At 63.7% G+C, this 24,517-nt stretch carries 20 protein-coding genes and 1 pseudogene; 7 read left to right on the top strand and 14 right to left on the bottom strand.

Going from position 1 to position 24,517, the window contains the following annotated elements; translation table 11 throughout:
- Positions 1–228 precede the first annotated feature (228 nt).
- Positions 229–819 carry a TetR/AcrR family transcriptional regulator gene (locus YUO_RS0126340; RefSeq protein ID WP_028349953.1) on the top strand — a complete coding sequence of 197 codons (591 nt, stop codon included), beginning with the start codon at positions 229–231 and terminating at the stop codon, positions 817–819.
- Between the two features lie 249 nt (positions 820–1,068).
- Complete coding sequence (locus tag YUO_RS0126330; RefSeq protein ID WP_051379668.1) at positions 1,069–2,739, top strand: helix-turn-helix transcriptional regulator; 1,671 nt, start codon at positions 1,069–1,071, stop codon at positions 2,737–2,739.
- A 45-nt stretch (positions 2,740–2,784) separates the two neighbouring features.
- Here the strand turns inward: YUO_RS0126330 and YUO_RS49005 are convergent, their stop codons facing one another.
- On the bottom strand, positions 2,785–3,174 hold the full coding sequence (locus YUO_RS49005) for a GFA family protein (protein ID WP_051379667.1): 390 nt from the start codon (positions 3,172–3,174) through the stop codon (positions 2,785–2,787).
- 217 nt (positions 3,175–3,391) lie between these two features.
- On the opposite strand from YUO_RS49005, the gene YUO_RS0126320 reads away from it, so the two are divergent.
- A complete protein-coding gene (locus tag YUO_RS0126320; protein ID WP_028349951.1) occupies positions 3,392–4,591 on the top strand; it encodes an NAD(P)/FAD-dependent oxidoreductase in 1,200 nt (399 codons plus the stop codon).
- 18 nt (positions 4,592–4,609) lie between these two features.
- Here YUO_RS0126320 and YUO_RS0126315 read toward each other — a convergent pair whose 3' ends face one another.
- Positions 4,610–4,864 (bottom strand): hypothetical protein, encoded by a 255-nt coding sequence (locus tag YUO_RS0126315; RefSeq protein WP_028349950.1) that lies wholly within the window; start codon positions 4,862–4,864, stop codon positions 4,610–4,612.
- Between the two features lie 337 nt (positions 4,865–5,201).
- Between YUO_RS0126315 and YUO_RS0126310 the strand changes: the two genes are divergently transcribed.
- Complete coding sequence (locus YUO_RS0126310) at positions 5,202–5,942, top strand: metallophosphoesterase family protein (RefSeq protein ID WP_028349949.1); 741 nt, start codon at positions 5,202–5,204, stop codon at positions 5,940–5,942.
- A 109-nt stretch (positions 5,943–6,051) separates the two neighbouring features.
- Here the strand turns inward: YUO_RS0126310 and YUO_RS0126300 are convergent, their stop codons facing one another.
- Entirely contained in the window at positions 6,052–6,435 is a 384-nt protein-coding gene (locus YUO_RS0126300) for a hypothetical protein (RefSeq protein ID WP_028349948.1), read from the bottom strand.
- A gap of 173 nt (positions 6,436–6,608) precedes the next feature.
- Positions 6,609–7,310 (bottom strand): ribulose-phosphate 3-epimerase, encoded by a 702-nt coding sequence (gene rpe / locus YUO_RS0126295; RefSeq protein WP_028349947.1) that lies wholly within the window; start codon positions 7,308–7,310, stop codon positions 6,609–6,611.
- A 260-nt stretch (positions 7,311–7,570) separates the two neighbouring features.
- Between rpe and YUO_RS0126290 the strand changes: the two genes are divergently transcribed.
- Positions 7,571–8,317, top strand: a complete 747-nt coding sequence (locus tag YUO_RS0126290; RefSeq protein WP_028349946.1) for an EF-hand domain-containing protein — start codon at positions 7,571–7,573, stop codon at positions 8,315–8,317.
- 124 nt (positions 8,318–8,441) lie between these two features.
- Here YUO_RS0126290 and YUO_RS0126285 read toward each other — a convergent pair whose 3' ends face one another.
- Both YUO_RS0126285 and YUO_RS45065 read right to left on the bottom strand, forming a co-directional pair.
- Positions 8,442–9,437: a P1 family peptidase gene (locus YUO_RS0126285; protein WP_028349945.1), complete on the bottom strand. Its 996-nt coding sequence runs from the start codon at positions 9,435–9,437 to the stop codon at positions 8,442–8,444.
- A gap of 70 nt (positions 9,438–9,507) precedes the next feature.
- Positions 9,508–10,029: pseudogene (locus YUO_RS45065) on the bottom strand (response regulator); the annotation flags it as partial.
- A gap of 4 nt (positions 10,030–10,033) precedes the next feature.
- Between YUO_RS45065 and YUO_RS47935 the strand changes: the two are divergent.
- Positions 10,034–10,315 carry a response regulator gene (locus YUO_RS47935; RefSeq protein ID WP_235782841.1) on the top strand — a complete coding sequence of 94 codons (282 nt, stop codon included), beginning with the start codon at positions 10,034–10,036 and terminating at the stop codon, positions 10,313–10,315.
- 5 nt (positions 10,316–10,320) lie between these two features.
- On the opposite strand, the gene YUO_RS41815 is transcribed toward YUO_RS47935, so the two are convergent.
- The 8 genes from YUO_RS41815 to YUO_RS0126240 all read right to left on the bottom strand — a co-directional run bounded on the left by YUO_RS41815 (position 10,321) and on the right by YUO_RS0126240 (position 24,027).
- Positions 10,321–11,814, bottom strand: a complete 1,494-nt coding sequence (locus tag YUO_RS41815) for an HWE histidine kinase domain-containing protein (RefSeq protein ID WP_051379671.1) — start codon at positions 11,812–11,814, stop codon at positions 10,321–10,323.
- A gap of 16 nt (positions 11,815–11,830) precedes the next feature.
- Complete coding sequence (locus tag YUO_RS0126270; RefSeq protein ID WP_028349944.1) at positions 11,831–18,121, bottom strand: HAMP domain-containing protein; 6,291 nt, start codon at positions 18,119–18,121, stop codon at positions 11,831–11,833.
- A gap of 276 nt (positions 18,122–18,397) precedes the next feature.
- The gene (locus YUO_RS0126265; protein ID WP_028349943.1) at positions 18,398–19,516 is read right to left on the bottom strand and encodes a branched-chain amino acid ABC transporter substrate-binding protein; all 1,119 of its coding nucleotides are present in this window, start codon (positions 19,514–19,516) and stop codon (positions 18,398–18,400) included.
- A gap of 180 nt (positions 19,517–19,696) precedes the next feature.
- Positions 19,697–20,431 carry an ABC transporter ATP-binding protein gene (locus YUO_RS0126260; RefSeq protein ID WP_028349942.1) on the bottom strand — a complete coding sequence of 245 codons (735 nt, stop codon included), beginning with the start codon at positions 20,429–20,431 and terminating at the stop codon, positions 19,697–19,699.
- On the bottom strand, positions 20,428–20,853 hold the full coding sequence (locus tag YUO_RS41810; protein ID WP_035727722.1) for an endonuclease domain-containing protein: 426 nt from the start codon (positions 20,851–20,853) through the stop codon (positions 20,428–20,430). The genes YUO_RS0126260 and YUO_RS41810 overlap by 4 nt, the downstream gene beginning before the upstream one ends.
- Before the next feature lie 95 nt (positions 20,854–20,948).
- Positions 20,949–21,782 carry an ABC transporter ATP-binding protein gene (locus YUO_RS0126250; RefSeq protein ID WP_028349941.1) on the bottom strand — a complete coding sequence of 278 codons (834 nt, stop codon included), beginning with the start codon at positions 21,780–21,782 and terminating at the stop codon, positions 20,949–20,951.
- Positions 21,779–23,098 carry a high-affinity branched-chain amino acid ABC transporter permease LivM gene (gene livM, locus YUO_RS0126245; RefSeq protein ID WP_028349940.1) on the bottom strand — a complete coding sequence of 440 codons (1,320 nt, stop codon included), beginning with the start codon at positions 23,096–23,098 and terminating at the stop codon, positions 21,779–21,781. The genes YUO_RS0126250 and livM overlap by 4 nt, the downstream gene beginning before the upstream one ends.
- An 11-nt stretch (positions 23,099–23,109) precedes the next feature.
- Entirely contained in the window at positions 23,110–24,027 is a 918-nt protein-coding gene (locus YUO_RS0126240) for an ABC transporter permease subunit (protein ID WP_028349939.1), read from the bottom strand.
- 275 nt (positions 24,028–24,302) lie between these two features.
- Here YUO_RS0126240 and YUO_RS47280 point away from each other — a divergent pair, with 275 nt between their 5' ends.
- Complete coding sequence (locus tag YUO_RS47280) at positions 24,303–24,461, top strand: hypothetical protein (protein WP_198028096.1); 159 nt, start codon at positions 24,303–24,305, stop codon at positions 24,459–24,461.
- The last annotated feature ends 56 nt before the right edge of the window (positions 24,462–24,517 follow it).

The following is a 24,517-nucleotide window of genomic DNA, read 5'->3' as shown; positions in this document are numbered from 1 at the left end:
CGGCTCGTTGGCCCTGAGCCCGGGTACTTGCAAAGGACTACGCCATGACTGCCCATCTCATTCATCTCACCGCCCAACTCCAGCGCTGGCTCAATCAGAGCGTCGCCCGCCATCTGGCCGCCCAGGCCGAGCGGCTGGAACCGGTGAAACATTAATCCGCCAAAGGATTTACAACGCGGATTGCAAGGGGATTAGAATGACCCGTCCCATCGTTTCGCAGGTGCGCGCATGAACGAAGTCGTGGTTTTGACCCCCGAACGGATCCTGGAGGTCACCGAGGACGTCTTGCGCCGTTACGGGCTCGCCAAGGCAACGGTGGTGGACGTCGCCCGCGCGCTGGATGTCAGCCACGGCAGCGTCTACCGCCATTTCCCCAGCAAGGCCTCGCTGCGCGAGGCGGTGGCCAAGCGCTGGCTCGACCGCCTCAGCGCGCCGCTTCTGAAGATCGCTGAAAGCTCCGGCCCGGCGCCGGCGCGGCTGGAGAAGTGGCTGCGCACGATGTTCTCGATCAAGCACAAGCGGCTCAGCGACGATCCTGAGATGTTTGCGACTTACCTGGCGCTGGCGCGCGAGGCCTGCAGATCCGTGAGCTGCCACAAGGACTGTCTGGTCGATCAGATTGCCCGGATCCTCTCCGAAGGCGTGAAGCGGGGTGAGTTCGAGGTCGCAGACGTCAAGGTTTCGGCGCGCGCCATTTTCGATGCCACCAGCCGCTTCCACCATCCCGCGCATGCCGAGGAATGGAACGAGCCGGGTGCCCCGGCGCGGATCGATGCGCTGCTAGCGCTGCTGCTTAAGGGGTTGGAAGCGCCGCGTTAGCGCTGGCGATCCTTCTGAAACCGACTTGCAAGACAAAGCCCGTTTTCCCGCGAGCCGTGATGGCTCTGGTTGAGCGGCGCCGGATGCGCAAGAAGCCGTAATTCGACGTTTTCCAGCAGATATCTGATCAATTCTGTTCCCATCGGAAATCCACCCGCGCGAAAGGCATCCTGCCGGTCGACTGTTCCGCATATGATGCTTTGGCAAATCTCATGGGTCCGGTTATCTCTTGGGGACTGGAGCAAACGCATGAAGCAGTGTCCGGGCCAGCAGAAGCGCGGAGGTGCGAGCAAATCCGGCGATCTCGATCTGGCCCGTGAATATTATCGACAGCGCGCTTGGGCCGACGCTTACCAGGCGTTCTTGCGGGCCGACCAGGAAAGCTCGTTAACTGCCGAAGCTCTCGAACTGCTGGCGATGGCCGCATACCTGGTCGGCCGGGACGAGGATTATCTCAAGGCGCTCGAACGGGCCTACAATGCGCACCGCGATACTCCCCGGCGGCTTCGCGCTATCCGTTGCGCGTTCTGGCTCGGCTTTCGCCTGCTAATGCGCGGCGAGATGGGCCGTGCGAGCGGCTGGTTTTCCCGTGCTCAACGTTTGCTGGAGCGTGACACGCGCGAATGCGCCGAGCGGGGCTATTTGCTGCTGCCGGTCGTCGAGCAACGCCTCGAATCTGGTGAGTACGAGGCCGCGTTCGTCGCTGCAGCCGAGGCCGCCGCAGTCGGCGAGCGCTGTGGCGACCCGGACCTCGTCGCCTGTGCCCGCCACCAGCAGGGCCGCATACGACTGCAGCAGGCGCAGCTCGGAGCCGGACTCGCGCTCCTGGATGAGACCATGGTCATGGTCACTGCTGGAGAGCTATCGCCGCTGGTGACTGGCTTGATGTATTGCAGCGTGATCGCGGCCTGTCAGCAGGTATACGCATTCGATCGAGCCCGCGAATGGACAGGCGCCCTGGCGCGGTGGTGCGAGGGCCAGCCCGATATGGTCGCCTTCGCCGGGGTTTGCCAAGTGCATCGCGCGGAGATCCTGCAGTTACAGGGTGCCTGGCTTGAGGCGATCGAGGAAGCGCGGCGCGCCTGCGCGCGGTCGCAGGGCTTCGACCGGCGGGCTGCCGCCGGAGCGCTCTACCAGCAGGCAGAGGTCCATCGTCTGAAAGGGGAGTTTGCAGCGGCTGAAGAGGCGTTTCGAGGCGCGAGCCAGCTTGGCCTGGAGCCCCAGCCGGGCTTAGCGCTGCTGCGCCTTGTGCAGGGACGCACCGATGCGGCCGCCAGCGCCATTCGCCGCGTCGCAGGCACGACGGTGAACCGCCTGAAACGCATGGGTTTGCTGCCCGCCTATATCGAGATCACCTTGGCCGCCGGTGACGTTCAGGACGCACGCAACGCCTGCCGAGAACTCGAGGACATTGCGCGGAGCTTCGATACGAGCGTGCCGGATGCAATTGCCGCGCAGGCCTGCGGAGCGGTGGACCTTGCCGAAGGGGACGCGCGGTCCGCACTCGGTTCGCTGCGCCGTGCCTTCGAGGTGTGGCAGAAGATCCCGGCGCCCTACGCGGCTGCGCGCGTGCGCGTGCTGATCGGACGGGCCTGCCGCGCCCTCGGAGACGAGGACGCTGCCGATCTGGAGTTCGACGCGGCCCGGACCATTTTCGAGCGTTTAGGTGCCGGCCCCGATCTCACGCAGATCGGCTCACTGACGAAGGGCGTCGCTTCCAGCAATGTGCATCGCCTGACCCCGCGTGAGCTTGATATTCTCCGCCTGGTCGCCGCCGGCGAAACCAACAAAGCGATTGCTGGCAGGCTCTCCCGAAGCGAGAAGACGGTCGACCGGCACGTCAGCAACATCCTCGCCAAGCTTGATGTTCCCTCGCGGGCCGCGGCGACGGCCTTTGCGTGCCGACACAAGCTGATCTGAACACTGAGATTAAGGTCGAAGGTTTCTTCGATCAGCTTCGGACGGTCAAACAGGCGAGCCGGACGCGGCTTCCGGGTGCAACGACGCGAGCCTTTCGCCTGCAAACGCCTCTCCCGTGGGCTTGAGCTTCTCGGGTTCTTCGAACGCGCCGAGATGAAAGTGCGTCTCATTGGGCCGTCGCTGGTTCGCGCAGGTCAGGGTCGAGCCGCACCTTGCGCAGAACCCGCGCTCCACGCCCGGCGATGAATTGTATTTGCTGATCGCTCCGCTTGTTACCGTGACGGCTGAATCGTCGAAGGCAACGAAGACGGATGCCGGCGCTCCGGTATGGCGCCGGCAACTCTCACAGTGGCACCACAGGACCCATTTCGGGCGCCCAGCCGCACGGAAGCGCACGGCACCGCAAAGGCAACGTCCCTCGAATGTATCGCTCATATCGTTTCTCCTTCCCGCCGGCTTCGACACGTCGCGATCGTGCCATACCTACGGCGCCCGCGAATGGGGAGGATCACCCATACGTTTGTAAGGCCCCGATTGGGGTGTTCTCCCGAAGCGCCGGCTCGCGTTTCTCTCTAGCACCAGCCATGGCACGCCGCGGACCCGCGATGCGCCGAGCCCGCGTCTGATTTGTCAGCACAAGGAGAGAGCCGCGATGACCAAGGCATTCGACGCAATCGTAGTGGGCGCCCGTTGCGCGGGATCGCCGACCGCAATGCTGCTGGCCCGGAAAGGATATCGGGTTCTCGTGGTCGATCGCGCAACTTTTCCGAGCGACACGGTCTCTACGCACATCTTGCATCCCCTTGGCGTCAGTGCCCTGTCCAATTGGGGCCTTCTCGATCGTCTGACTGTGACCGGGTGCCCGCCGATCGACAGCTATGCTTTCGACTTTGGTCCTTTCACGATTGTGGGCGCGCCAGGCTCGAGTGAAGCTCCGGTAGCGTACTGTCCGCGCCGCACGATGCTCGACAAGCTGCTCGTCGATGCTGCGGCTCAGTCCGGCGCGGAAGTTCGCGAGGGTTTTGCCGTGGATGAAATCTTGATCGAGGACCGACGGGCGGTCGGCATCAAGGGCCGCTCGAAGCATGGCGGCCCTATCACCGAGCGCGCTGAAGTCGTCGTCGGCGCCGACGGCAGACACTCGTTCGTGGCCGAAACGGTCCGGCCAGAGCACTATGACGAGAAACCCATTCTGCTCGTCGCATATTACACCTACTGGAGCGGACTGCCGATGTTCGGCAAGTTTGAGCAATATATCCGTGACGGGACCGGATTTGCCGCCGCTCCAACCCATGACGGGCTGACGATGGTGATCGCCGGTTGGCCATACGCAAGGTTCGACGATTGCAAGAAGGACATCGAAGGGAATTACCTGAAGACCATCGCGTTGGCGCCGGCGTTCGCCGACCGCCTGCGCGAAGCCAAGCGGGAAGCGCGCTTCGCCGGTGCGGCGGTGCCGAACTACTTTCGCAAGCCCTACGGCCCCGGCTGGGTGCTCGTGGGCGACGCGGGCTACAACCGGGATTTCATCACTGGACAAGGAATCATGGACGCCTTCCATGACGCCGAGCTCTGCGCGGTCGCGCTCGACAGGGCCTTCTCGGGAGCGCAACCGTTCGACGCGGCGATGAGCGAGTACCATCGCGCGCGCGATTCACGGGTCGCGGCAATGTATGAATTCACCTGCATGCTGGCGACGCTGGAACCACCGCCACCGGATATGCAGCACCTCCTTGGCGCGATTCACGGCAATCAGAGCGCTATGGATGCCTTCGCGCGGATGAATGCCGGAACAATATCACCCGCTGAGTTCTTCGCGCCGGAGAACGTCAAGGCGATGACCGCCGCTTAGGGTAGGTCTTGAGCATGCTCAGTCGCGGATCATCGCGATCAACTTGAAGTCCTTGTCGAGCTTGATGTCGTACTGACCGTCCTTGCATTTGGCATCATCGACTTCAAAGTAGCCGCTGGCCTCGGTCTCCTTTTCCATCTTGCCGCCCGTGCAGCCAAGGACTTCCAAAGCAGCCTTGATTTTCTCGGCCTCTGCCGGTGTCACTGGGGTGTCAGCAAGCGCGAAAGTGCTGCTTACAAGTGCTACTGCGAACGCCGTCAAGAAGGGCTTCATCTGTGCATTCTCCAATCCAGCAGATAAACCAGCTTAAGCCAAGTCTGTTCCAACCGAAAGGCGTCAGGAGAGGCTGACCCATCACGCCATGGGCATCGCGGGCTAGAATTGAGCGGTGGCCTAGCTTGCTTGCGCGGCTCTTCTAAACGTTAGCACATGGACCGCAGTAACGATGACTGAGAACAGCAGCAAACCAATTTCGGCGCCGTGAGCCCTTTTCCGAAGCGTAAGTTGAGGCGCCCCCAAATTAGCAATCGAACTGCGCAAGCGGCTCGTTGTTTGATATCCATCAAGGCGCGCGCAGGCACGGGCGCGATGATGGATCGGGAGGAGACGCGTGCGGCTGGCCATTTTTGCCGATATCCACGCCAACCGGCAAGCGTTCAGCGCGTGCCTCGATTTCGCGCGCGCCCGCGGCGCGGAACGGATTGTCTGTCTCGGCGATGTGGTCGGCTATGGCGCCGATCCGGAATGGGCGGTCGATACCGTGATGGGCCTGGTCGATGACGGCGCCATCGCCGTGATCGGCAACCACGACCACGCGATCAGCACCCCGTCGGAGACCATGAACGCCGAGGCCCAGGCCGCGATCGAGTGGACCCGCGGCAGGCTCAGCACGCCGCAGCGGCGTTTTCTTGCTGAGCTGCCGCTGACGCGGCAGGAAGACGATCGCCTCTACGTACATGCCGAGGCATCGCATCCGGCACGATGGCATTATGTACGCAGCAGTACGGATGCCGCGCGCAGCATCGAGGCGGCCAAAGCCCATGTCACCTTCTGCGGGCACATCCACCGGCCGGCGCTCTATTCGATGTCATCGGCGGCGAAGATGACGGGTTTCGTTCCGACATCCGATGTGCCGGTGCAGTTGCTCGGCGGCCGGCGCTGGCTCGCTGTACTCGGCTCGGTCGGGCAGCCGCGCGACGGCGATCCTGCGGCTGCGTTTGCGATGCTCGATACCACCTCGCGCGAGATTACCTATTGCCGCGTGGCGTACGACGTCGAAGCGGCAGCCGACCGCATCCGCGCCAACGGGCTGCCGCACTGGCTGGCCGATCGCCTGCTGGTCGGGATATGACGGCGATGGCGAAGCCCGCAATTGCGCCCGGCGCCCAACTCGACGGCTTCAAGGCCGCCACGATCGGCAGTGGCGCCGGCGGATAGCGTGTAGCAGGTGGCGCGTGCGCTCAGTCGAGGGGCTGAACGGGTGGCAGCGCTGTTTTGGCGGAGCGCGGCGGGTTCGGCACGGGATAGCTGGTGAGGCGGGCGCTCCGTTCGGCCTGACCGGCGGAATTGGATGCGGGGCCTACCGCTTCCGCCCTGGCGCCTCGCACGCTGTCCCTTGAAGCCTGTCTACGGTGCCGCGACGAGCGCGAGCCTTCCAGTCCCCACGAGCGCGATATCGAAGGCCCGGCCGTATAGCCGACGAAGGCGCCGGCGACAGCCCCAATCGGGCCCAGCACGACGGCGCCGGCCACGGCGCCGAGGGCCGCGTCGCCTGCGCGCTGCGCGAGCGCGGCAGAGGGCGCGAATACCAGGAGCATTGCGGCTGTGATGAAGGCCTTGATCATATTTCTGTCCCGTCCGTGGAAGGCGGGATGCTGGTCCGCGTTTATGGCGAGATGCGTGAAGCTTTGTGGCCGGAGCGTGGACTTTCGGGTTCCATGGCTGCTGCCCGTCGAGTGTGGCTTTCCTGCCGGCTATCGCCGTCGCCCTGCGTTCGCAGGGATGACATTGAGGCTAGCTAGACCGCTTCGCCGCGCGCCAGCGCCGCCGCGTTGCGGATAGCGGATATGTTGGCCTTGTAGCTGTCCACGGTGCCGCCCTTGAACACCGCGGAGCCCGCGACCAGCGCATTGGCGCCGGCGGCGGCCAACTGCCCGGCGACATCAGGACCGACGCCGCCATCGACCTCGATGTCGATCGGACGGCCCGCGGCCATCGCCCTGACGTCGCTGACCTTGCTAAGCGCGGATTTGATGAAGGCCTGGCCGCCGAAGCCGGGATTGACCGACATCACAAGCACCAGATCGATCAGGTCGATAACATATTCGATCGCACTCGCCGGCGTGCCCGGGTTGAGCGAGACGCCGGCCTTCTTGCCGAGCGCGCGGATCGCCTGCAGCGAGCGATGCAGATGCGGGCCGGCCTCGGCATGGACGGTGATGTGATCGCAGCCGGCCTTTGCAAAGGCCTCGAGGTAGGGGTCGCAGGGTGAGATCATCAGATGCGCGTCGAAGATCTTCTTCGTATGCGGGCGCATCGCCTTGATGACATCGGGGCCGTAGGAAATGTTCGGCACGAAATGTCCGTCCATCACGTCGAGATGGATCCAGTCGGCGCCCGCTGCGTCCACCGCGCGGACTTCCTCGCCGAGCTTGGCGAAATCCGCCGCCAGGATCGACGGTGCGATGACCAGGGGACGCGACGCAAATTGCTGGGACATGTGCGCTTTTCCCGAAAGGCTTGCGAGAGTGCGGAATGGCTCCGCGTAACATGCAGCACGGCCGGGGGCAATGCGCGGCGCCGCCGTCTCCTGTGGGCGGAAAAATCTGCCGCGGCGGGCAGCTATTGCCGGGTTTGCCGATCAGACGGGATACGGAAAAGCCCGGTTTTATTGGGTTTTCTTCATGGCATGGCGCTTGCTGAGGAAAACGGAACACGAACTGTGGGCCGCTTTACGCGCGGCATTGTTGGAGTTCCGCCATGTTCTTTGCTCTGGGCGCCGCGTCATCGGCCATCGATGCCCTCAAGGCGCTGACGTCGTCCAAATCGTCTGCGCCAACCACCGGCCTCAGCCAGAACTTCGCAAGCTTCGGCCAGTCATCCCCGACTACGCCGGCATCGATCGCTCCAGGGTCCGGCTCGGGCAACGGCCTTTCGACGATATCGCCGGAAACCATGAGCGCGCTGCTTGACGCGCAAAGCCAGTCCTCGACGGGATCGGCCACGGCTTCGAAAAGCCGTCACGCCGCGCTGAAGGACCTGTTCGGGCAGATCGATGGCGACGGTGACGGCAAGATCAGCAAGACGGAATTCGAAGAGGCGCTTGGCGCCGGTGGCACCAACCTTGCGCAGGCCGACAGCGTGTTTGGCAAGCTCGACCAGGACGGCGACGGCTCGGTCAGTCTCAAGGAACTGGCGTCGGCGCTCCGGCCTGAGAAGGAGCATCACCGCCGCCCGGACGAGACGAACGAGTCCGACGCATCCAATTTTGATCCGCGCTCGCAGATGCGCCAGGGCGCAATGACCACGACGGTCAGCAACAGCGACGGCTCGGTGACGACCTCCTTGACCTATGCCGACGGATCGAAGGTAACGATGACATCGCCTGCGTCCGGCAGCTCATCCACATCAGCGACATCGTCCTACAATTTCATCGAGCAGATGATCCAGCGCGAAGCCAAGGCGATCGCATCGGGCGCCACCGCATCGCTTTCGCTCAGCGCCTGACGGGATTAGCTGTAACCCCTCATCCTGAGGAGCCCGCGAGAAGCGGGCGTCTCGAAGGATGTAGGCCACAGACGGGGCCCCATGGTTCGAGACGCGCTTCGCGCTCCTCACCATGAGGGGCTTGCTAACCGAAACGATCCCTCCACGCCGGTAGCGCGCCGGCGAAGGGCAGTGCAGTCGCAGCATGGACGCCGCGCGCGATTGCGCGCGCAACCGTGTTGGCGGCCACCATGCCGAGTTCGGTGAGGCCGAACAGCGGATCGATCGGCTTCTTGCCGGTCGCGGCGGCAAACACCACGTCACCGTCCAGCGGCGCATGCACGGGATAGATGGCGCGCGCCATGCCGGTTTGCGCGATCATCGCGAGCCGCCTGGCCTGCGGTTTGGTCAGCACCGCATCGGTGACAACGACCACCAGCGTGGTGTTCTGCGACGGAGTAGCTGACGGCGCGCCCTTGAGGCGGGCTCTCAGCATATCGGGCGTGAACGAGGGCGGCAGTCCTCGCCCGCCAAACTCGTTGTCCTGCTCGAACGGCGCGGCCCAGAACCACGGGCCGTCGCCGATCGTCACGCTGCCCACCGCATTGACCACCGCAAGCGCGCCGATGGTCACGCCGCCGTCGGTCTGTGCCGAAGCGGAGCCGAGGCCGCCCTTGAAATTGGCAGTGGTCGCGCCGAGGCCGGCGCCGACGCTGCCGAGGGCGAAATCGTCAGCCGCCGCGTTGGCCGCGGCGTAGCCGAGATCGCGATAGGGGGGAAAGCGTCCCCATGCCTTGTTGCCGCCGTTGAGCAGATCGAAGCAGATTGCTCCCGGAACAATCGGGATGACCGCGTCACGGATGCGAAAGCCGCGCCCCTGTTCGGCAAGCCAAGCCTGCACGCCGCCGGCGGCATCCAGTCCGAGCGCCGAGCCGCCGGCAAGCGCGATGCCGTCGATCGCCTCGACGGTGCTCTCAGGGCTGAGCAGCGCTTCTTCGCGGGTGCCGGGGCCGCCGCCGCGCACGTCGATCGAGGCCACGGCGGCCGTGTCGAACAGGATCGCGGTGACGCCGGAAGCGATGCTTGCGTCGTGGGCGTGGCCGACGCGAACGCCGGAAATATCGGTAAGCAGGTTTTTCAAAGCGCCGCTCCGTGGGGCTGCATCCGCCTGAGGCGTTCCATCCACGGATATATCAGCCGCAGCGCTTGCTTCAACTGGCAAGCGCCAGCCGGATCATCCGCGCAAGCTCGGATTTGCGATACGGTTTTGCCAATAGCAGCACGCCGGAATCCAGGCGGCCGTGATGGACGATGGTGTTTTCGGTATATCCCGAGGTGTAGGGCGTCTTGAGGTCAGGCCGGCGCTTCAGCGCTTCGTCGACGAGCTGGCGGCCGTTCATGATGCCGGGCATGATCACGTCGGTAAACAGCAGGTCCACGTTCGGGACATCGTCGATGATGCGCAACGCATCGGAAGCGTTGGCTGCCTCCAGGGTGGTGTAGCCCAGGCTCTCGATCTGGGTCATCACATAGCGCCGCACCAGCGCATCGTCCTCGACGACGAGGACAGTTTCGGTGCCGCCCTCGATATTTCCCGAGACCAGCGCTTCCGCCGCGGTCTGCTGCAATCCCGTTGCTCGCGGCAAATAGATCTTGACGGAGGTGCCGTGGCCTTCCTCGCTGTAGATCTTGACGTGCCCGCCCGACTGCTTGACGAAGCCGAACACCATATTGAAGTTGTTCGAAGATACGAGCTTCGACCTTGCGATCGTCGACATCTTTTTGCAGGGCACCGACGGCTCCGATCTGATTGCAGCGATGCGCGCCCGCGTGCCGGGCCTGCCCGTCATAGCGATTTCGGGAATGACCGCGCTGGACTTTCTGTCCGAAACGCCAGAACTTTCCGACGTCATCTGTCTGCAGAAGCCGTTTCGTCCGCCGGATTTGATGCGTGCGATCGAATTGGCGATGGGACCGGCCCGGCCGCAGGGCGCTCCCGTTGCGGGAGCAGCGCGTTAGCAGTCTTACCGCTCGGCGCGTCGCAGACCATTGCCATCAACAGTAACCTCGAGGAGCGAAACCGGATCGGCGCCAAACTGCCGTTGCGACAACGGAACCGACAGGCGGCACACGAGGCCTTCCGGGCGCCAGTCGAATTCCGCCCTGCCACCAAGCTGCGACTCGATGCTGGCGATGACGCTTCTGGTTCCGAACCCTCGCGACACCGGCTTCTCGACATGTGGCCCGCCAGTCTCCGACCATATGATCTTGAGAACGCCCGCCTGGTCTTCCCAACACACCGACAGCCGGCCCGACAACGCAGACAGCGCGCCGTACTTCGCCGAATTGGTGACGAGCTCGTGCAGTGCCAACGCAACCGTCTGGGCCGTCGCCGGCTCGAGATGGATCTCCGGGCCGGACAAGTCGGTCTGGTCGCCGGTGGAATAGGGCGCCAGCTCCTCCTCGATCAGTTTGCGTATTTCGGCGCCTTGCCAGCTCGAGAGCGAGAGCACGGTGTGCACGCGCGCAAGGGCATTGATCCGTCCTTCGACGGAACGGACGTAGCTCTTCACATTGTCGCCGCGCGTCAATCGGACGATGGATTGCGCGAGCGCCAGCGCGTTCTTGGCGCGGTGGTCGACCTCCCGCGCCAGCAGGCTTTGCCGCTCCTCGGCCTGCTTGCGTTCGGTGATGTCGACGGTAACGCCGCTGACGCGGACGACGCGGCCGCCCTTGTCGGTGCTTGCCGCCGCCGTTCCCGCGCACCAGCGCACCTCGCCATTCGGCCGGATGATGCGGAATTCCGCTTCGTATGATTTCGCGCCCCGAGCGAAGCTGGCCCACGCCTCGTGCAATTCATGAACGTCGTCAGGGTGAAGCAGCGCCTGGATATTGGCCGGCGTCAGTTCGAACTTGCCGGGATCGACGCCGAGGATCTGATACTGGCCTTCGTCCCACATAAAGTCGCCATTGACCCAGTCCCAGTCCCAGGAGCCCATCTTGCCGGCCGCGATCGCCAAACTGCGGCGCTGCTCGCTTTCCAGAAGCCTGGCGTGCGATTCCTCGAGTTCGGCAGTGCGCGCACGAACCCGGTCCTCGAGTTCGACATTGAGCCGTTCGAGCTGGCGCGTCTTGCGATAGAGCTCCGCGAACACCTTGATCTTGGCGCGCAACACTTCGGGCACCACAGGCACCGGAACGTAGTCGACCGCGCCCATCTCATAGCCGCGCAGCCGGTCGATGTCGCTGACCTGGATCGCGGAGATGAAGATCATCGCCGTCTTCTGGAAGCGGGGATGTTCGCGGATCATGGCGGCGAGTTCGAACCCGTCGAGTTCCGGCATGCAGACGTCGACCAATATGATGGCAACATCGTTCTTGAGCAGGAACTCGAGCGCTTCGCGCCCGGACGAGGCCTTGACCAGGTTCTCGCCGAGTTCTTTGAGGATGACCTCATAGGCGAGCAGCTTCGCAGGCTGATCGTCAACCAGAAGAATGTTTACCTTCTCTTGATCCATCATCTGCTTACGCCGGTCAGCGGTGCAACCACATTCGGATGGCGAGCAGCAACTGCTCGGTATTGACGGGTTTGGCGAGATAGTCCGAAGCGCCGGCTTCGAGGCATTTCTCGCGGTCGCCCTTCATCGCCTTGGCGGTCAGCGCAATAATCGGCAGGCGGCTGAAGGACGGATTTTCGCGGATGACACCGATGGTCTGATATCCGTCCATCTGCGGCATCATGATATCCATCAGCACGATTGCGATATTTGGGGTAGACTCGACCAGCGCAATGGCCTCGTGGCCGGTCGTCGCGGTCAGCACCTTCATGCCGCGCCGTTCGAGCACACTCGACAGCGCGAAGATGTTACGGGCGTCGTCGTCTACCAGAAGTGCGGTCTTGCCAACGAGATCCTCATCGGAGCTATTGAGCTTTTCGAGCATTCTCTGCTTTTCGACTGGCAATTCCGTGATCACACGGTGCAAAAACAGCGACGTTTCATCGAGCAGGCGTTCCGGCGACTCGACGCCCTTGACCACGATGCTCCTCGCCATGGTGTGAAGTTCCGCGTCTTCCTCGGCCGAGAGTTCCCGGCCCGTAAACACCACGACCGGCACGTTCGATAGCGTTTCGTCGTTGCGAAGCTGGTCAAGCACCTCGAACCCGCTCATGTCAGGCAATCGCAGATCGAGCACGACGCAGTCGCAGGGCTGGTTCCGCAACGTCGACAAGGCATCGGCGCCGGTGTCGGCGGTGAGGATCTCGATGTCGTCATGGCCGAGCAATTCGGTGATGCTCATCTGCTCGGCGGCATTGTCCTCCACGATCAGCAGGCGCTTGCGGCGGGGCTTGGCGTATTCCTTGATCTGCGACAGTGCCGCGCTGACGCCCTCGGTCGTCGTCGGCTTGTTGACGAAGGAAAACGCGCCGCGCGCCAGCGCATGCTGGCGGTCTTCGTCGAGCGTGATGATCTGCACCGGAATGTGCCGCGTCAGCGGACTGTGCTTGAGCTGGCTCAGCACGGTCCAGCCCAGCATGTCAGGCAGGAACACATCGAGCGAAACCGCTGTCGGCTGGAACTGCTTGGCGAGCTCGAGCGCTTCGGCGCCGCGGCTCGCAACCAGCACCTTGAAACCCTTGTCGCGGGCCAGATCGATCAGCACCCGCGCATAATGCGGATCGTCCTCGACGATTAGGAGGATGTTGTCTCCCGGCGCGAGATCGAGGCGATCGTCCGGCAATTGCTCGACGACGCGCTCCTGCGTTGAGGTGGCTTGCACCGCCGGCGCCGGCGTGAACGGCGACGGAGCGGCGACGCGCGACGCGATCGTCGGGCCGGAATATTTCAGCGGCAGATAAAGCACGAAGGTGCTGCCTTTACCGGGTGCGCTGCGCAGATGGATTTCGCCGCCGAGCAGGCTCGCGAGCTCGCGGCTGATCGCGAGGCCGAGACCGGTGCCGCCGTATTTCCGGCTCGTGCCGGCGTCCGCCTGCTGGAACGCCTCGAAGATCAGTTTCTGCTTTTCCAAGGGAATGCCGATGCCGGTATCCGTCACCTCGAAGGCGACGACGGCGGGGGCGTGATTGAGGATCGGGTGTTCGGCGCTCCAGCCGCCGACGGCAGCCGACACGCTCAGTTTCACGCCGCCTTCCGCGGTGAACTTGAATGCGTTCGACAGCAGGTTCTTCAACACCTGCTGCAGCCGCTTGGAGTCGGTGACCATGCTGCGGGGAAGGTTCTCGTCGACATTGATGTTGAACGAGAGGTGGCGGTTTTCGGCCTCGTGCTTGAACGGGCGGCCGACGGTCTCCAACAGGCTGGACGTCAGGATTTCCTCGGCATCGACCGTCACAGTGCCGGATTCGATCTTCGACAGGTCGAGGATGTCGCTGATCAAGTTCAGAAGATCGGTGCCGGCGCCGTGGATGGTGCGGGCGAACTCGACCTGCTTCGGCGACAGATTGCCGTCGGGGTTTTCGGTGAGCTGCTGGCCGAGGATCAGGATGCTGTTGAGCGGCGTGCGCAGTTCGTGCGACATGTTGGCGAGGAATTCGGACTTGTACTTCGATGTCAACGCAAGTTCCGTTGCCTTTTCCTCGAGCGCGCGCCGTGCTTGTTCGATTTCCTGGTTCTTTCGTTCCACCTCGACGTTGCGTTCGGCGAGCTGCTGGGCCTTCTGTTCGAGCTGTTCGTTGGTCTGCTGCAATTCCTTCTGCTGCGTCTGCAGTTCACCGGCGAGCTGCTGGGATTGCTTCAACAGGCCTTCGGTCTGCATCGTGGCCTCGATCGAGTTGAGCACGATGCCGATGCTGTCGGTGAGCTGTTCCAGGAAGGTCATCTGTGACGTCGTGAACGACGAGATCGAGGAGAGCTCGATCACGGCCTTCACCTGGTTTTCGAACAGCACCGGAAGCACGACGATGTTTTTCGGGATCACGCGTAGCAGTGCCGAATTCACCGGTGCCGTATCGTGAGGGATGTCCGACACCAGCCGCTGGCGCTTGTCCATGGCGCATTGGCCGATCAATCCTTCGCCGAACTGAACGATTTGCGGATGCGGATTGGCGCCGTCGCCGGCGTAGGCCGAGAGCAGGTGCAATTGCGGGCTCTCGGCGTTCTCGACCTGGTAGATCACGCCCATATGCGCGTTGACGAGCGGCGCCAGTTCGGTCAGCAGCAGCCGACCGACGGTGGACAGCTCGCGCTGGCCCTGCAACATGTTGGTGAATCTTGCGAGGTTTGTTTTCAGCCAGTCCTGCTCGGTGTTCACCTGGGTGGTGAGCCGCAGGTTGCCGATCATGGTGTTGATGTTGTCTTTGAGTTCGGCCACTTCGCCGCGGGCGTCGACCTGGATCGAGCGGGTCAGGTCGCCCTTGGTCACGGCGGTCGCCACCTCGGCGATCGAGCGCACCTGCGAGGTCAGGTTGGCGGCGAGCAGGTTGACGTTGCCGGTGAGGTCCTTCCAGGTGCCGGCCGCGCCGGGCACGTTGGCCTGGCCGCCGAGCCGCCCCTCGACGCCGACCTCGCGCGCCACGCTGGTGACCTGATCGGCAAAGGTCGCGAGCGTCTCGGTCATGTTGTTAATGGTGTCGGCAAGGGCTGCGACTTCGCCCTTCGATTTCACTGTCAGGTTCTGCTTCAGGTCGCCGTTGGCGACCGCCGTCACCACCTTGACGATGCCGCGGACCTGTTCGGTCAAATTCGCCGCCATGAAGTTGACGGTGTCGGTGAGGTCCTTCCAGGTGCCGGCGACGCCCGGGACCTGCGCCTGACCGCCGAGCTTGCCCTCGGTGCCGACCTCGCGCGCCACGCGGGTCACTTCGCCGGCAAAGGCGTTGAGCTGGTCGACCATCGTGTTGATGGTGTTTTTCAGTTCGAGGATTTCGCCCTTCACGTCGACGGTGATCTTGCGCGACAGGTCGCCGCGCGCCACGGCGGTCGTGACTTCAGCGATGTTGCGCACCTGCGTGGTGAGGTTGGCCGCCAGCAGGTTGACGTTGTCGGTCAGATCCTTCCAGGTGCCGCCGACGCCGGGCACCACGGCCTGGCCGCCGAGCCGTCCCTCGGTGCCGACCTCGCGCGCCACGCGCGTCACTTCGGCGGCGAAGGAGCGTAGCTGCTCGACCATCGTATTGAGGGTGTCCTTCAGCAGCAGGATCTCGCCGCGGACGTCCACCGTGATCTTCTTGGAGAGGTCGCCGCCGGCGATCGCAGTTGCGACCTCGGCGATGTTGCGGACCTGCGCGGTCAGGTTCGAAGCCATGAAGTTGACGTTGTCGGTCAGGTCCTTCCAGGTGCCGGCGACTTCAGGCACCTGGGCCTGGCCACCGAGCTTGCCTTCGGTACCGACCTCGCGCGCCACGCGCGTCACTTCCGACGCGAAGGCGTTGAGCTGGTCCACCATCGTGTTGACGGTGTTCTTCAGTTCGAGAATCTCGCCCTTGACGTCGACCGTGATCTTCTTCGACAGGTCGCCCTTCGCCACCGCCGTGGTCACCTCGGCGATGTTGCGGACCTGGCCGGTCAGGTTGCCGGCCATCGAGTTGACGTTGTCGGTGAGGTCCTTCCAGGTGCCGGCGACGCCGGGCACGTTGGCCTGGCCGCCGAGCCGTCCCTCGGTGCCGACCTCGCGCGCCACGCGGGTCACTTCGCCCGCGAAGCGGTTGAGCTGGTCGACCATCGTGTTCAGCGTTTCCTTGAGCTGCAGAATTTCGCCGCGCACGTCGACCGTGATTTTTCGCGAGAGGTCGCCGCCGGCGATCGCGGTCGCCACTTCTGCGATGTTGCGGACCTGCGCAGTCAGGTTGCCCGCCATCGAGTTCACTGAGTCGGTCAAATCCTTCCAGGTGCCGGCCACTTCAGGCACCTGTGCCTGGCCGCCGAGCTTACCGTCGGTGCCGACCTCGCGCGCCACGCGCGTCACTTCGCCGGCAAAGGCGTTGAGCTGATCGACCATCGTGTTCAGCGTTTCCTTCAACTGAAGGATTTCGCCCGAGACGTTGACCGTGATCTTCTTCGACAGGTCGCCCTTCGCCACCGCGGTCGCGACTTCGGCGATGTTGCGAACCTGAGCGGTGAGGTTGCCGGCCATCGAATTGACGTTGTCGGTGAGGTCCTTCCAGGTGCCGGCGACGCCGCGCACGTTGGCCTGGCCACCGAGCTTGCCTTCGGTGCCGACTTCGCGCGCGACGCGCGTCACTTCGCCGGCAAAGGCGTTGAGCTGATCCACCATCGTATTGATGGTGTCTTTCAACTCCAGAATTTCGCCGCGGACGTCCACCGTGATCTTTTTCGACAGGTCGCCATTGGCGACCGCGGTCGTCACCTCGGCGATGTTGCGGACCTGCGCGGTCAGGTTGGAGGCCATCGAGTTGACGCTCTCGGTGAGGTCCTTCCAGGTGCCGGCGACGCCGAGCACGTTGGCCTGACCGCCGAGCCGTCCCTCGGTGCCGACTTCGCGCGCCACGCGCGTCACTTCGCCGGCAAAAGCATTGAGCTGGTCGACCATGGTGTTGAGCGTTTCCTTCAACTGAAGGATTTCGCCCGAGACGTTCACGGTGATCTTCTTGGAGAGGTCGCCGCCGGCAATGGCGGTAGCGACATCGGCGATGTTGCGAACCTGCGCCGTCAGGTTGGAAGCCATGAAGTTGACGTTGTCGGTGAGGTCCTTCCAGGTGCCGGCCACACCAGGCACCTGGGCCTGACCGCCGAGCTTGCCTTCGGTGCCGACCTCGCGCGCCACGCGCGTCACTTCCGAGGCGAACGAGTTGAGCTGGTCGACCATCGTGTTGATGGTGTCCTTGAGCTCGAGGATTTCGCCGCGGACGTCGACCGTGATCTTGCGCGAGAGGTCGCCACGGGCGACCGCGGTAGTGACGTTGGCGATGTTGCGGACCTGTGCGGTGAGGTTGCCGCACATCGCGTTGACGGAGTCGGTCAGATCCTTCCAGGTGCCGGCGACGCCGGGAACGATTGCTTGGCCGCCGAGCTTGCCGTCGGTGCCGACTTCGCGGGCCACGCGCGTCACTTCGGAAGCGAAGGAGCGGAGTTGGTCCACCATCGTGTTGATGGCTTCCTTGAGCTGCAGGATCTCGCCGCGGACGTCGACGGTGATCTTCTTCGACAGGTCGCCATTGGCGACCGCAATGGTCACTTCGGCAATGTTGCGGACCTGGCCGGTCAGGTTATTGGCCATCGAGTTGACGCTCTCGGTCAGGTCTTTCCAGACGCCGGTCACTTCCGGCACCTGGGCCTGGCCACCGAGCTTGCCCTCGGTGCCGACTTCGCGCGCGACGCGCGTCACCTCCGAGGTGAACACGCCGAGCTGCTTGATCATCGTGTTGACGATGGTGGCAGACTGCAGAAATTCGCCGCCAAGCGGGCGGCCGTCGACGTTGAGTTGCACGGTCTGCAGCAGATCGCCCTGTGCCACCGCGGCGACCGCGCGCGTGACTTCGCGGGTCGGCCACAGTAGATCGTCGATCAGCGTGTTGACGGAGCCTTCCATGTCCGCCCACGAGCCGCTCGAGAGGTCGAACTTGACGCGCTGGCGCGTCTTGCCCTCGCGCCCGACGACCTGGCCGACGTGCTCCAGTTGCTGCGCCATTCGCTGGTTGGAGGCGACGATTTCGTTGAAGGTATCGGCAATCTTGCCCTCGATGCCGAGATGATCGCCTGTCATGCGTACCGAGAAATCGCCGGCACGCATTGCCTGCAACGCGTGCAGCAGGTCCTGCATCGGATCGGACGTGCCGTTGGTGTGGGGTGGTTTGGATTTGGCGACCCGGCGAGCGGAGGGAGATGCTCCAGGGGAAAGATCACTCATGGTGTCTCCTCGGCCAGTTCGCGCAAATCTCAAAATCTCAAAATCTCATTGGCTGAGATGCAATTTCACGAAATAGACCCGCTGCCCTGCGGCAGATCAAGCTGGAATAACGGTTAAGGTCGTGAAATCAATGACATGGAACTCAGCCCCAACTCTCCACAATGCCGTGGGAACCCAATTGTTCCTCTCGGTTAAAAATTATTTGGAACCGAAAATAAAAACGCCCCGGTAGGCCGGGGCGTTTGATGTTGTGATCGGCGCTGATCGCCGAAGGGATCAGGAGGCCTTCGGATGGATCTCGGCGTAGTTGCCCTTGGCGTCCCACTTGTAGACGACGTAGTCGATCACCTTGATGTCACCCTTGGCGTCGAAGCCCAGCTTGCCGAGCACGGTGTCCCATTCGCCGGCCTTGATGGTTTCCATGACCTTCTTCGGATCGGTGGTCTTGGCCTTCGCCGCCGCCTGCGACCACACCTGCATCGCAGCGTAGGTATAGAGGGTGTAGCCTTCGGGATCGATGTTCTTGCCCTTGAACTTCTCGACGATCGCCTTCGCGGTCGCCTTGTTGCGCGGATCGGGACCGAAGGTGAACAGCGTGCCCTCCGCGGCCGGACCGGCGATCGAGGCGAACTCCTTGTCGTTCAGCGCGTCGCCCGCCATCAACACCGTCTTGAGGCCCTGGTCGCGCATCTGGCGCAGAATGAGGCCGGATTCTTGATGATAGCCGCCGACAAACACCAGATCGATATTGTCGCGCTTCAGGCGCGACACGATCGCGTTAAAGTCCTTGTCGCCCTTGTTGTAGGATTCGAACATCTTCTCGGTGACGCCGGCCTTGTTGAGCGCCTTCTTGGTTTCGTCGGCGAGACCCTTGCCGTAAGTGGTCTTGTCGTTGAGGATGGCGATGTTCTTGCCCTTGTAGTTCTTGACGATGTAGTCGGCGGCAACCAGGCCCTGCTGATCGTCACGGCCGCAGACGCGCGCCACGTTCCAGAGCTTGCGCTCGGTGAATAGCGGGTTGGTCGACGCCGGCGTAATCTGCAGCACGTTGCCGTCGGCATAGGCTTCCGATGCCGGGATCGACGACGACGAGCAGAAGTGGCCGGCAACGAACGGGATCTTGGCGCTGGCGAACTTTTCCGCGACAGAGCGTGCCTGCTTCGGATCGCAGGCATCGTCGCCGATCTGCAGCGCCAGCTTCTTGCCCAGCACGCCGCCGGCGGCGTTGATATCGGCCACGAATTGTTCGGCGCCGTTCTTCATCTGCCGGCCGAATGCGGATTCGCCGCCCGTCATCGGGCCCACCACTGCGATGGAGATGTCCTGCGCCAGCGCCGTTGTCGACAGCGCCAGCGATGCGCCCAATGCCAGGCCGATGAGTTTCAGTGATTTCATGAGGTGTCCTCGCAGGTCAGTCGATTTCAGGAAGTACCCGGCAGGCCGGGTACCAAAACCACGCCTATTGTCGGCTGATTTTACGGCGAAGTCATCGGCAAATTTCGGGCAAATCCACCGTCGGTTCGCCGCATCTTGCCGCAGCACGCACCAAGGGTGCGCCGGGGGCAGGTGGGACCGCTACTCCCGGCGGCCGCCCTCCAGATAGGCGGCGCGGATTTCCGGGCGCTGCAGCAATTCGCTGCCGGTTCCGGACAGCGTGATCAGGCCGTTGACCATGACATAGCCGCGATGGGCCAGTTTCAGCGCGTGGTTGGCGTTCTGCTCCACGATCAGCACGGTCAGGCCGTCCTGCCGGTTCAGGGTCCGGATCGCATCGAAAATCTGCCGCGCGATCAGGGGAGCCAGCCCCAGCGACGGCTCGTCCAGCATCAACAGGCGCGGCCGGCTCATCAAGGCCCGGCCGATCGCCAGCATCTGCTGCTCGCCGCCGGACAACGTGCCGCCGCGCTGGGTCATGCGTTCCTTGAGCCGCGGGAACAGCGCGAAGACACGTTCCAGGCCGCTCGCCCGATCGGCCTCGCTTGAGTCGGTGGCGTCGGCGCCCATCTGCAGGTTTTCCGCCACGCTCATGCGCGGAAAAATCCGGCGGCCTTCGGGCGACTGGGCAATCCGCAGCCGCGCAATCTCATGCGTCGGCACGCCGGTAATGTCCCGGCCGTCGAATTCGATGCGGCCGGCGCGGGCACGGGGCCGGCCGAAAATCGTCATCATCAACGTCGACTTGCCGGCGCCGTTGGCGCCGATCAGCGCGACGATCTCGCCGGCGTTGATGTCGAGGTCGACGCCCTTGAGCGCCTCGATCTTGCCATAGGCCGCCCGCAGCGAGCGGATCGCGAGCAGGGGGTGAGTCATGACTCGCTCTCTTCTTCGTCGGGCGCGAGCTTGTCGGTACTCCCTCCCCCTGAAAGGGGGAGGGGTGGGGTGGGGGTTGCAGCCGCTTGCGCAAGCCTCTCGGTTTGCGTCAGGAGATCGCTAAGCACGCCCTCCAGGTTCGCAAGGACATCGTTGTTCCAGTAGCGAACGACGGTAACGCCTTTCTCGGCAAGCCATTGTGTTCGACGATCGTCGGCTTGCTTACGCTGTTCTGCGTGTTGTCCGCCGTCCACTTCGACAGCGAGCCGAAGACGGGAGCAATAGAAGTCGACTGTGTACGGCCCGATCGGATGCTGCTTTCTGAATGAAAGGCCATTCAGTTGGTCACGGCGCAGCGCACGCCACAGCCGCAATTCCGCGTCGGTCATGTTTGCGCGGAGAGATCGCGCCCTAGCGGTCATATCTTTCGTGCGGGAAAAGCGTGACCCCCACCCGCCCGCTTCGCGGTCGACCTCCCCCTTCCAGGGGGAGGTGGGGGACTTGTCGCGCGGCTCGCTCACGTCCCGCTCTCCATCACCGCGATGGCTTCCTCCTCGTCGGCGCCGAGATAGGCCGCGATCACCTTGGGATCGTCGCGGATCTGGCGCGGCGTGCCTTCGGCGATCTTGATGCCGTGGTCCATCACCACGACGTGGTCGGAGATTTGCATCACCACGCTCATGTCGTGCTCGATCAAAAGGATCGAGGTGCCCTGGTCGGCGCGGATCGAGAGCAGCAATTCGCTTAAAGCAGCGCTTTCGCGCGCATTCAATCCCGCAGCCGGCTCGTCGAGGCAGAGCAGGGCGGGCTGGGTGCACATTGCGCGCGCGATCTCCAGGCGCCGCTGGTCGCCATAGGGCAGGTTGCCGGCGGCATCGTCGGCGCGATCCAGAAGACCAATGCGGTCGAGCCAGATCCGCGCCAGGTCGATCGCGGCCTGTTCGGCGTGGTGCCAGGACGGCGCGCCGATCAGGCCAAGGAACGTCAACCCGGAGGCGCGCATCAGCGCGTTGTGCTGTGCGACCATCAGGTTTTCCAGCGCCGTCATCCCGGGAAACAGGCGGATGTTCTGAAAGGTGCGCGCGACCTTGGCCAGTTTGGCAATCCGGAAATCGTTCAGCCGCTCGAGCCGGATGGCGCGGCCGTCATCATGGGTAAGGCCGATGGCGCCCGAGGTCGGCTTGTAGAAGCCGGTGATGCAGTTGAAGACGGTGGTCTTGCCGGCGCCGTTCGGCCCGATCAGCGCGGTGATCTTGCGCCGCTCGGCGTCGAAGGAGAGGTCGTTGACGGCGACGATGCCGCCGAAGCGCATCGACAGGCGATCAACGCAGAGAATCGGATCGCCGCTCATCCGTGTCCCTCCTTGACGAGGTCGGACGAGATCGCCTGGCTATGCTTGAGGAATACGGTCGGCGCGCGATGGCCGACCAGGCCGCGCGGCCTCCAGATCATCAAGAGCACCATCGCCATGCCGAACACCAGCATGCGGTACTGGTCGAGCCCGCGAAACAGCTCGAAGCCGCCGATCATGGTGAGCGCCGCCAGTGCCACGCCGAGTTGCGAGCCCATGCCGCCCAGCACCACGATCGCCAGCACCAGTGCCGATTCATGGAAGGTGAAGGATTCCGGGCTGATGAAGCCTTGTCTTGTGGCGAAGAACGCGCCGGCAAGACCGCCGAACAACGCGCCCGTTGCAAATGCCGTCAGCTTGGTCGTGGTGGTGTTGATGCCGAGCGCGCGGCAGGCGACCTCGTCTTCGCGCAACGCTTCCCAGGCGCGGCCGAGGGGCAGGCGGCGCAGGCGGATCGTGACCCAGTTGGTGAGCAGCGCCAGCGCCAGGATAATGTAGAACAGAAATACGATGCGGTGCGTCGGGGAGAATTCGATGCCGAGCAGGGCCGCCAGCCCGTCATCGGCCGGCGTCAGCGGAATGCCGAACAGGGTCGGGCGCGGAATGCCGGTGACGCCGTTCGGCCCGCCGGTTAGGGTCTGCCAGTTGATCAGGACGAGGCGGATGATCTCGCCGAAGGCCAGCGTCACGATGGCAAGGTAATCGCCGCGTAGCCGCAGCACAGGAAAGCCGAGCAGCACGCCCCAGAACGCCGCCAGGATTCCGGCGAGCGGCAGGCAGATCCAGAACGACAGCCCGAAATTGGTCGCTAGCAGCGCGTAGGAATAGGCGCCGACCGCGTAGAACGCGACATAGCCGAGGTCGAGCAGGCCGGCGAGCCCGACCACCACGTTCAGCCCCCAGCCGAGCATCACATAGGTCAGCACGAGGATGGCGAGGTCGAGAATGTAGCGCTCGTTGTAGAAGAGGACCGGCACCAGGAACGTGAACACCAGCAGCGCCGGCGCGACCAGGCGTCCTGCAAGCGACAGCGCGCTTTGCACCGAAGGTGGCACTACCCTGACGGCGTCGACCGGTCCCCACCATCGCCGCAGCAGCTCGACGAGGATGCTGCCGCCGAACACGGCTGCGACCATGACGGCGAGGTCGTCGAAGCGCGTCCAGTAGACCAATTGCCCTTGCGGGCCGGCCTCGGTACGCACGCCGATCATCAGCGAAAACAGCACCAGCGCCACGAACGCGCTGATCAGCGCTTTCTTGAGGATGAAGGCAGCGCCAGGGGCTCGCGAGGTTTGGGCGGCGGGGGGTGCGCTCACGCTGCGGCCCATCAGACTTTTTCGACTTCAGGCCGGCCAAGCAGGCCGGTCGGAAGGAAGATCAGGACCACGATCAGGATCGAGAACGCGGCGACGTCCTTGTATTCGACCGAAAAATAGGCCGACCACAGCGTCTCGATCAGGCCGATCAGGAGACCGCCGAGCATCGCGCCGGGCAGCGAGCCGATCCCGCCGAGCACGGCCGCGGTGAACGCCTTGATGCCGGCGACAAAGCCCATGAAGAAATCGACCAGCCCGTAATAGAGCAGGTACATCATGCCGGCCACCGCAGCGAGCGCAGCGCCAATCACGAACGTCATGGAAATGGTGCGGTCGACGTCGACGCCGAGCAGGGAGGCCATGGTCTGGTCCTGTTCGCAGGCACGCATGTCGCGGCCGAGCCGGGTGCTCGACACCAGCCAGGTGAACAGCGCGAGCAGCACGATGGTGGTGACGACGACGATGATCTGGATGTTGGAAAGCTGCACGACAAAGCCTTCGGAACCCTCATGCAGGGTATAGCCGCCGGTGATGATCGGCGGCACCGGTTTGACGCGTGCGCCCTGGGCGACCTGCGAATAATTGGTGAGCACGAATGACATACCGATCGCCGAGAGCATCGGCGCCAGGCGGAACGAGTGCCGCAGCGGCCGGTAGGCGATGCGCTCGACCGTCCAACCGTAAAGCGCGGTGATTGCCATCGACACCAGCAGCACGACCAGGAGGATGAGCGGGATGGCGGTAAGCCCGAACGAGACCAGGATCAGGAAGGTGATCAGGGCGATGAAGCCGCCGATCATGAAAATATCGCCATGGGCGAAATTGATCATGCCGACGATGCCGTAGACCATGGTGTAGCCGATGGCGATCAGGCCGTAGATCGAGCCGAGCACTAGGCCGTTGATCAGTTGCTGGGCGAAATAATCCATGCGCTGCCGTTTGTTGTATGAAGACGCGGCGAGAGCTCCGGCAGCCCATGACGACGCGTCGTGGCATTTTCTAACAGTGGGAACTGGGGGCGGCAACAGCGCCGGCTGCGGCTTATTTGGCTTGTACAGAGCTAGTTTTTGCGCAGGCGGTTCCGGCGCCACACTCCGGACACGGCAATGCCTTCCGATGATCCCACCGGAACCGCTGTTCCGCTGAAACCGACGCCGTGGCTCTCCGTTGGTTCAGGTTACGCCTCAGCAACGGAGATCCCTCGATGAGCAAGATGAACCAGAACCCGGGCCAGCAGAACCAGAACCCGGGTCAGAAGCCCGGTCAGCAGCAGGGCGGCGGCCAGAAGCCGGGCCAGCAGCAGCAGGATCCGGGCCGTCAGGGCCAGAAGCCCAGTCAGGATCCGCGGCAGATGCCAGAGTAACCAGAGTAGGAAGGCACATGCCAGACAGAAAAGGCCCCGCCGAAAAAGTGGGGCTT

Source organism: Bradyrhizobium murdochi (genome assembly GCF_000472965.1).
Taxonomy (GTDB): Bacteria; Pseudomonadota; Alphaproteobacteria; order Rhizobiales; family Xanthobacteraceae; genus Bradyrhizobium; species Bradyrhizobium murdochi.
Note: the sequence above shows the minus strand (reverse complement) of the source record. Positions and strands in the feature narration are given on the sequence as shown.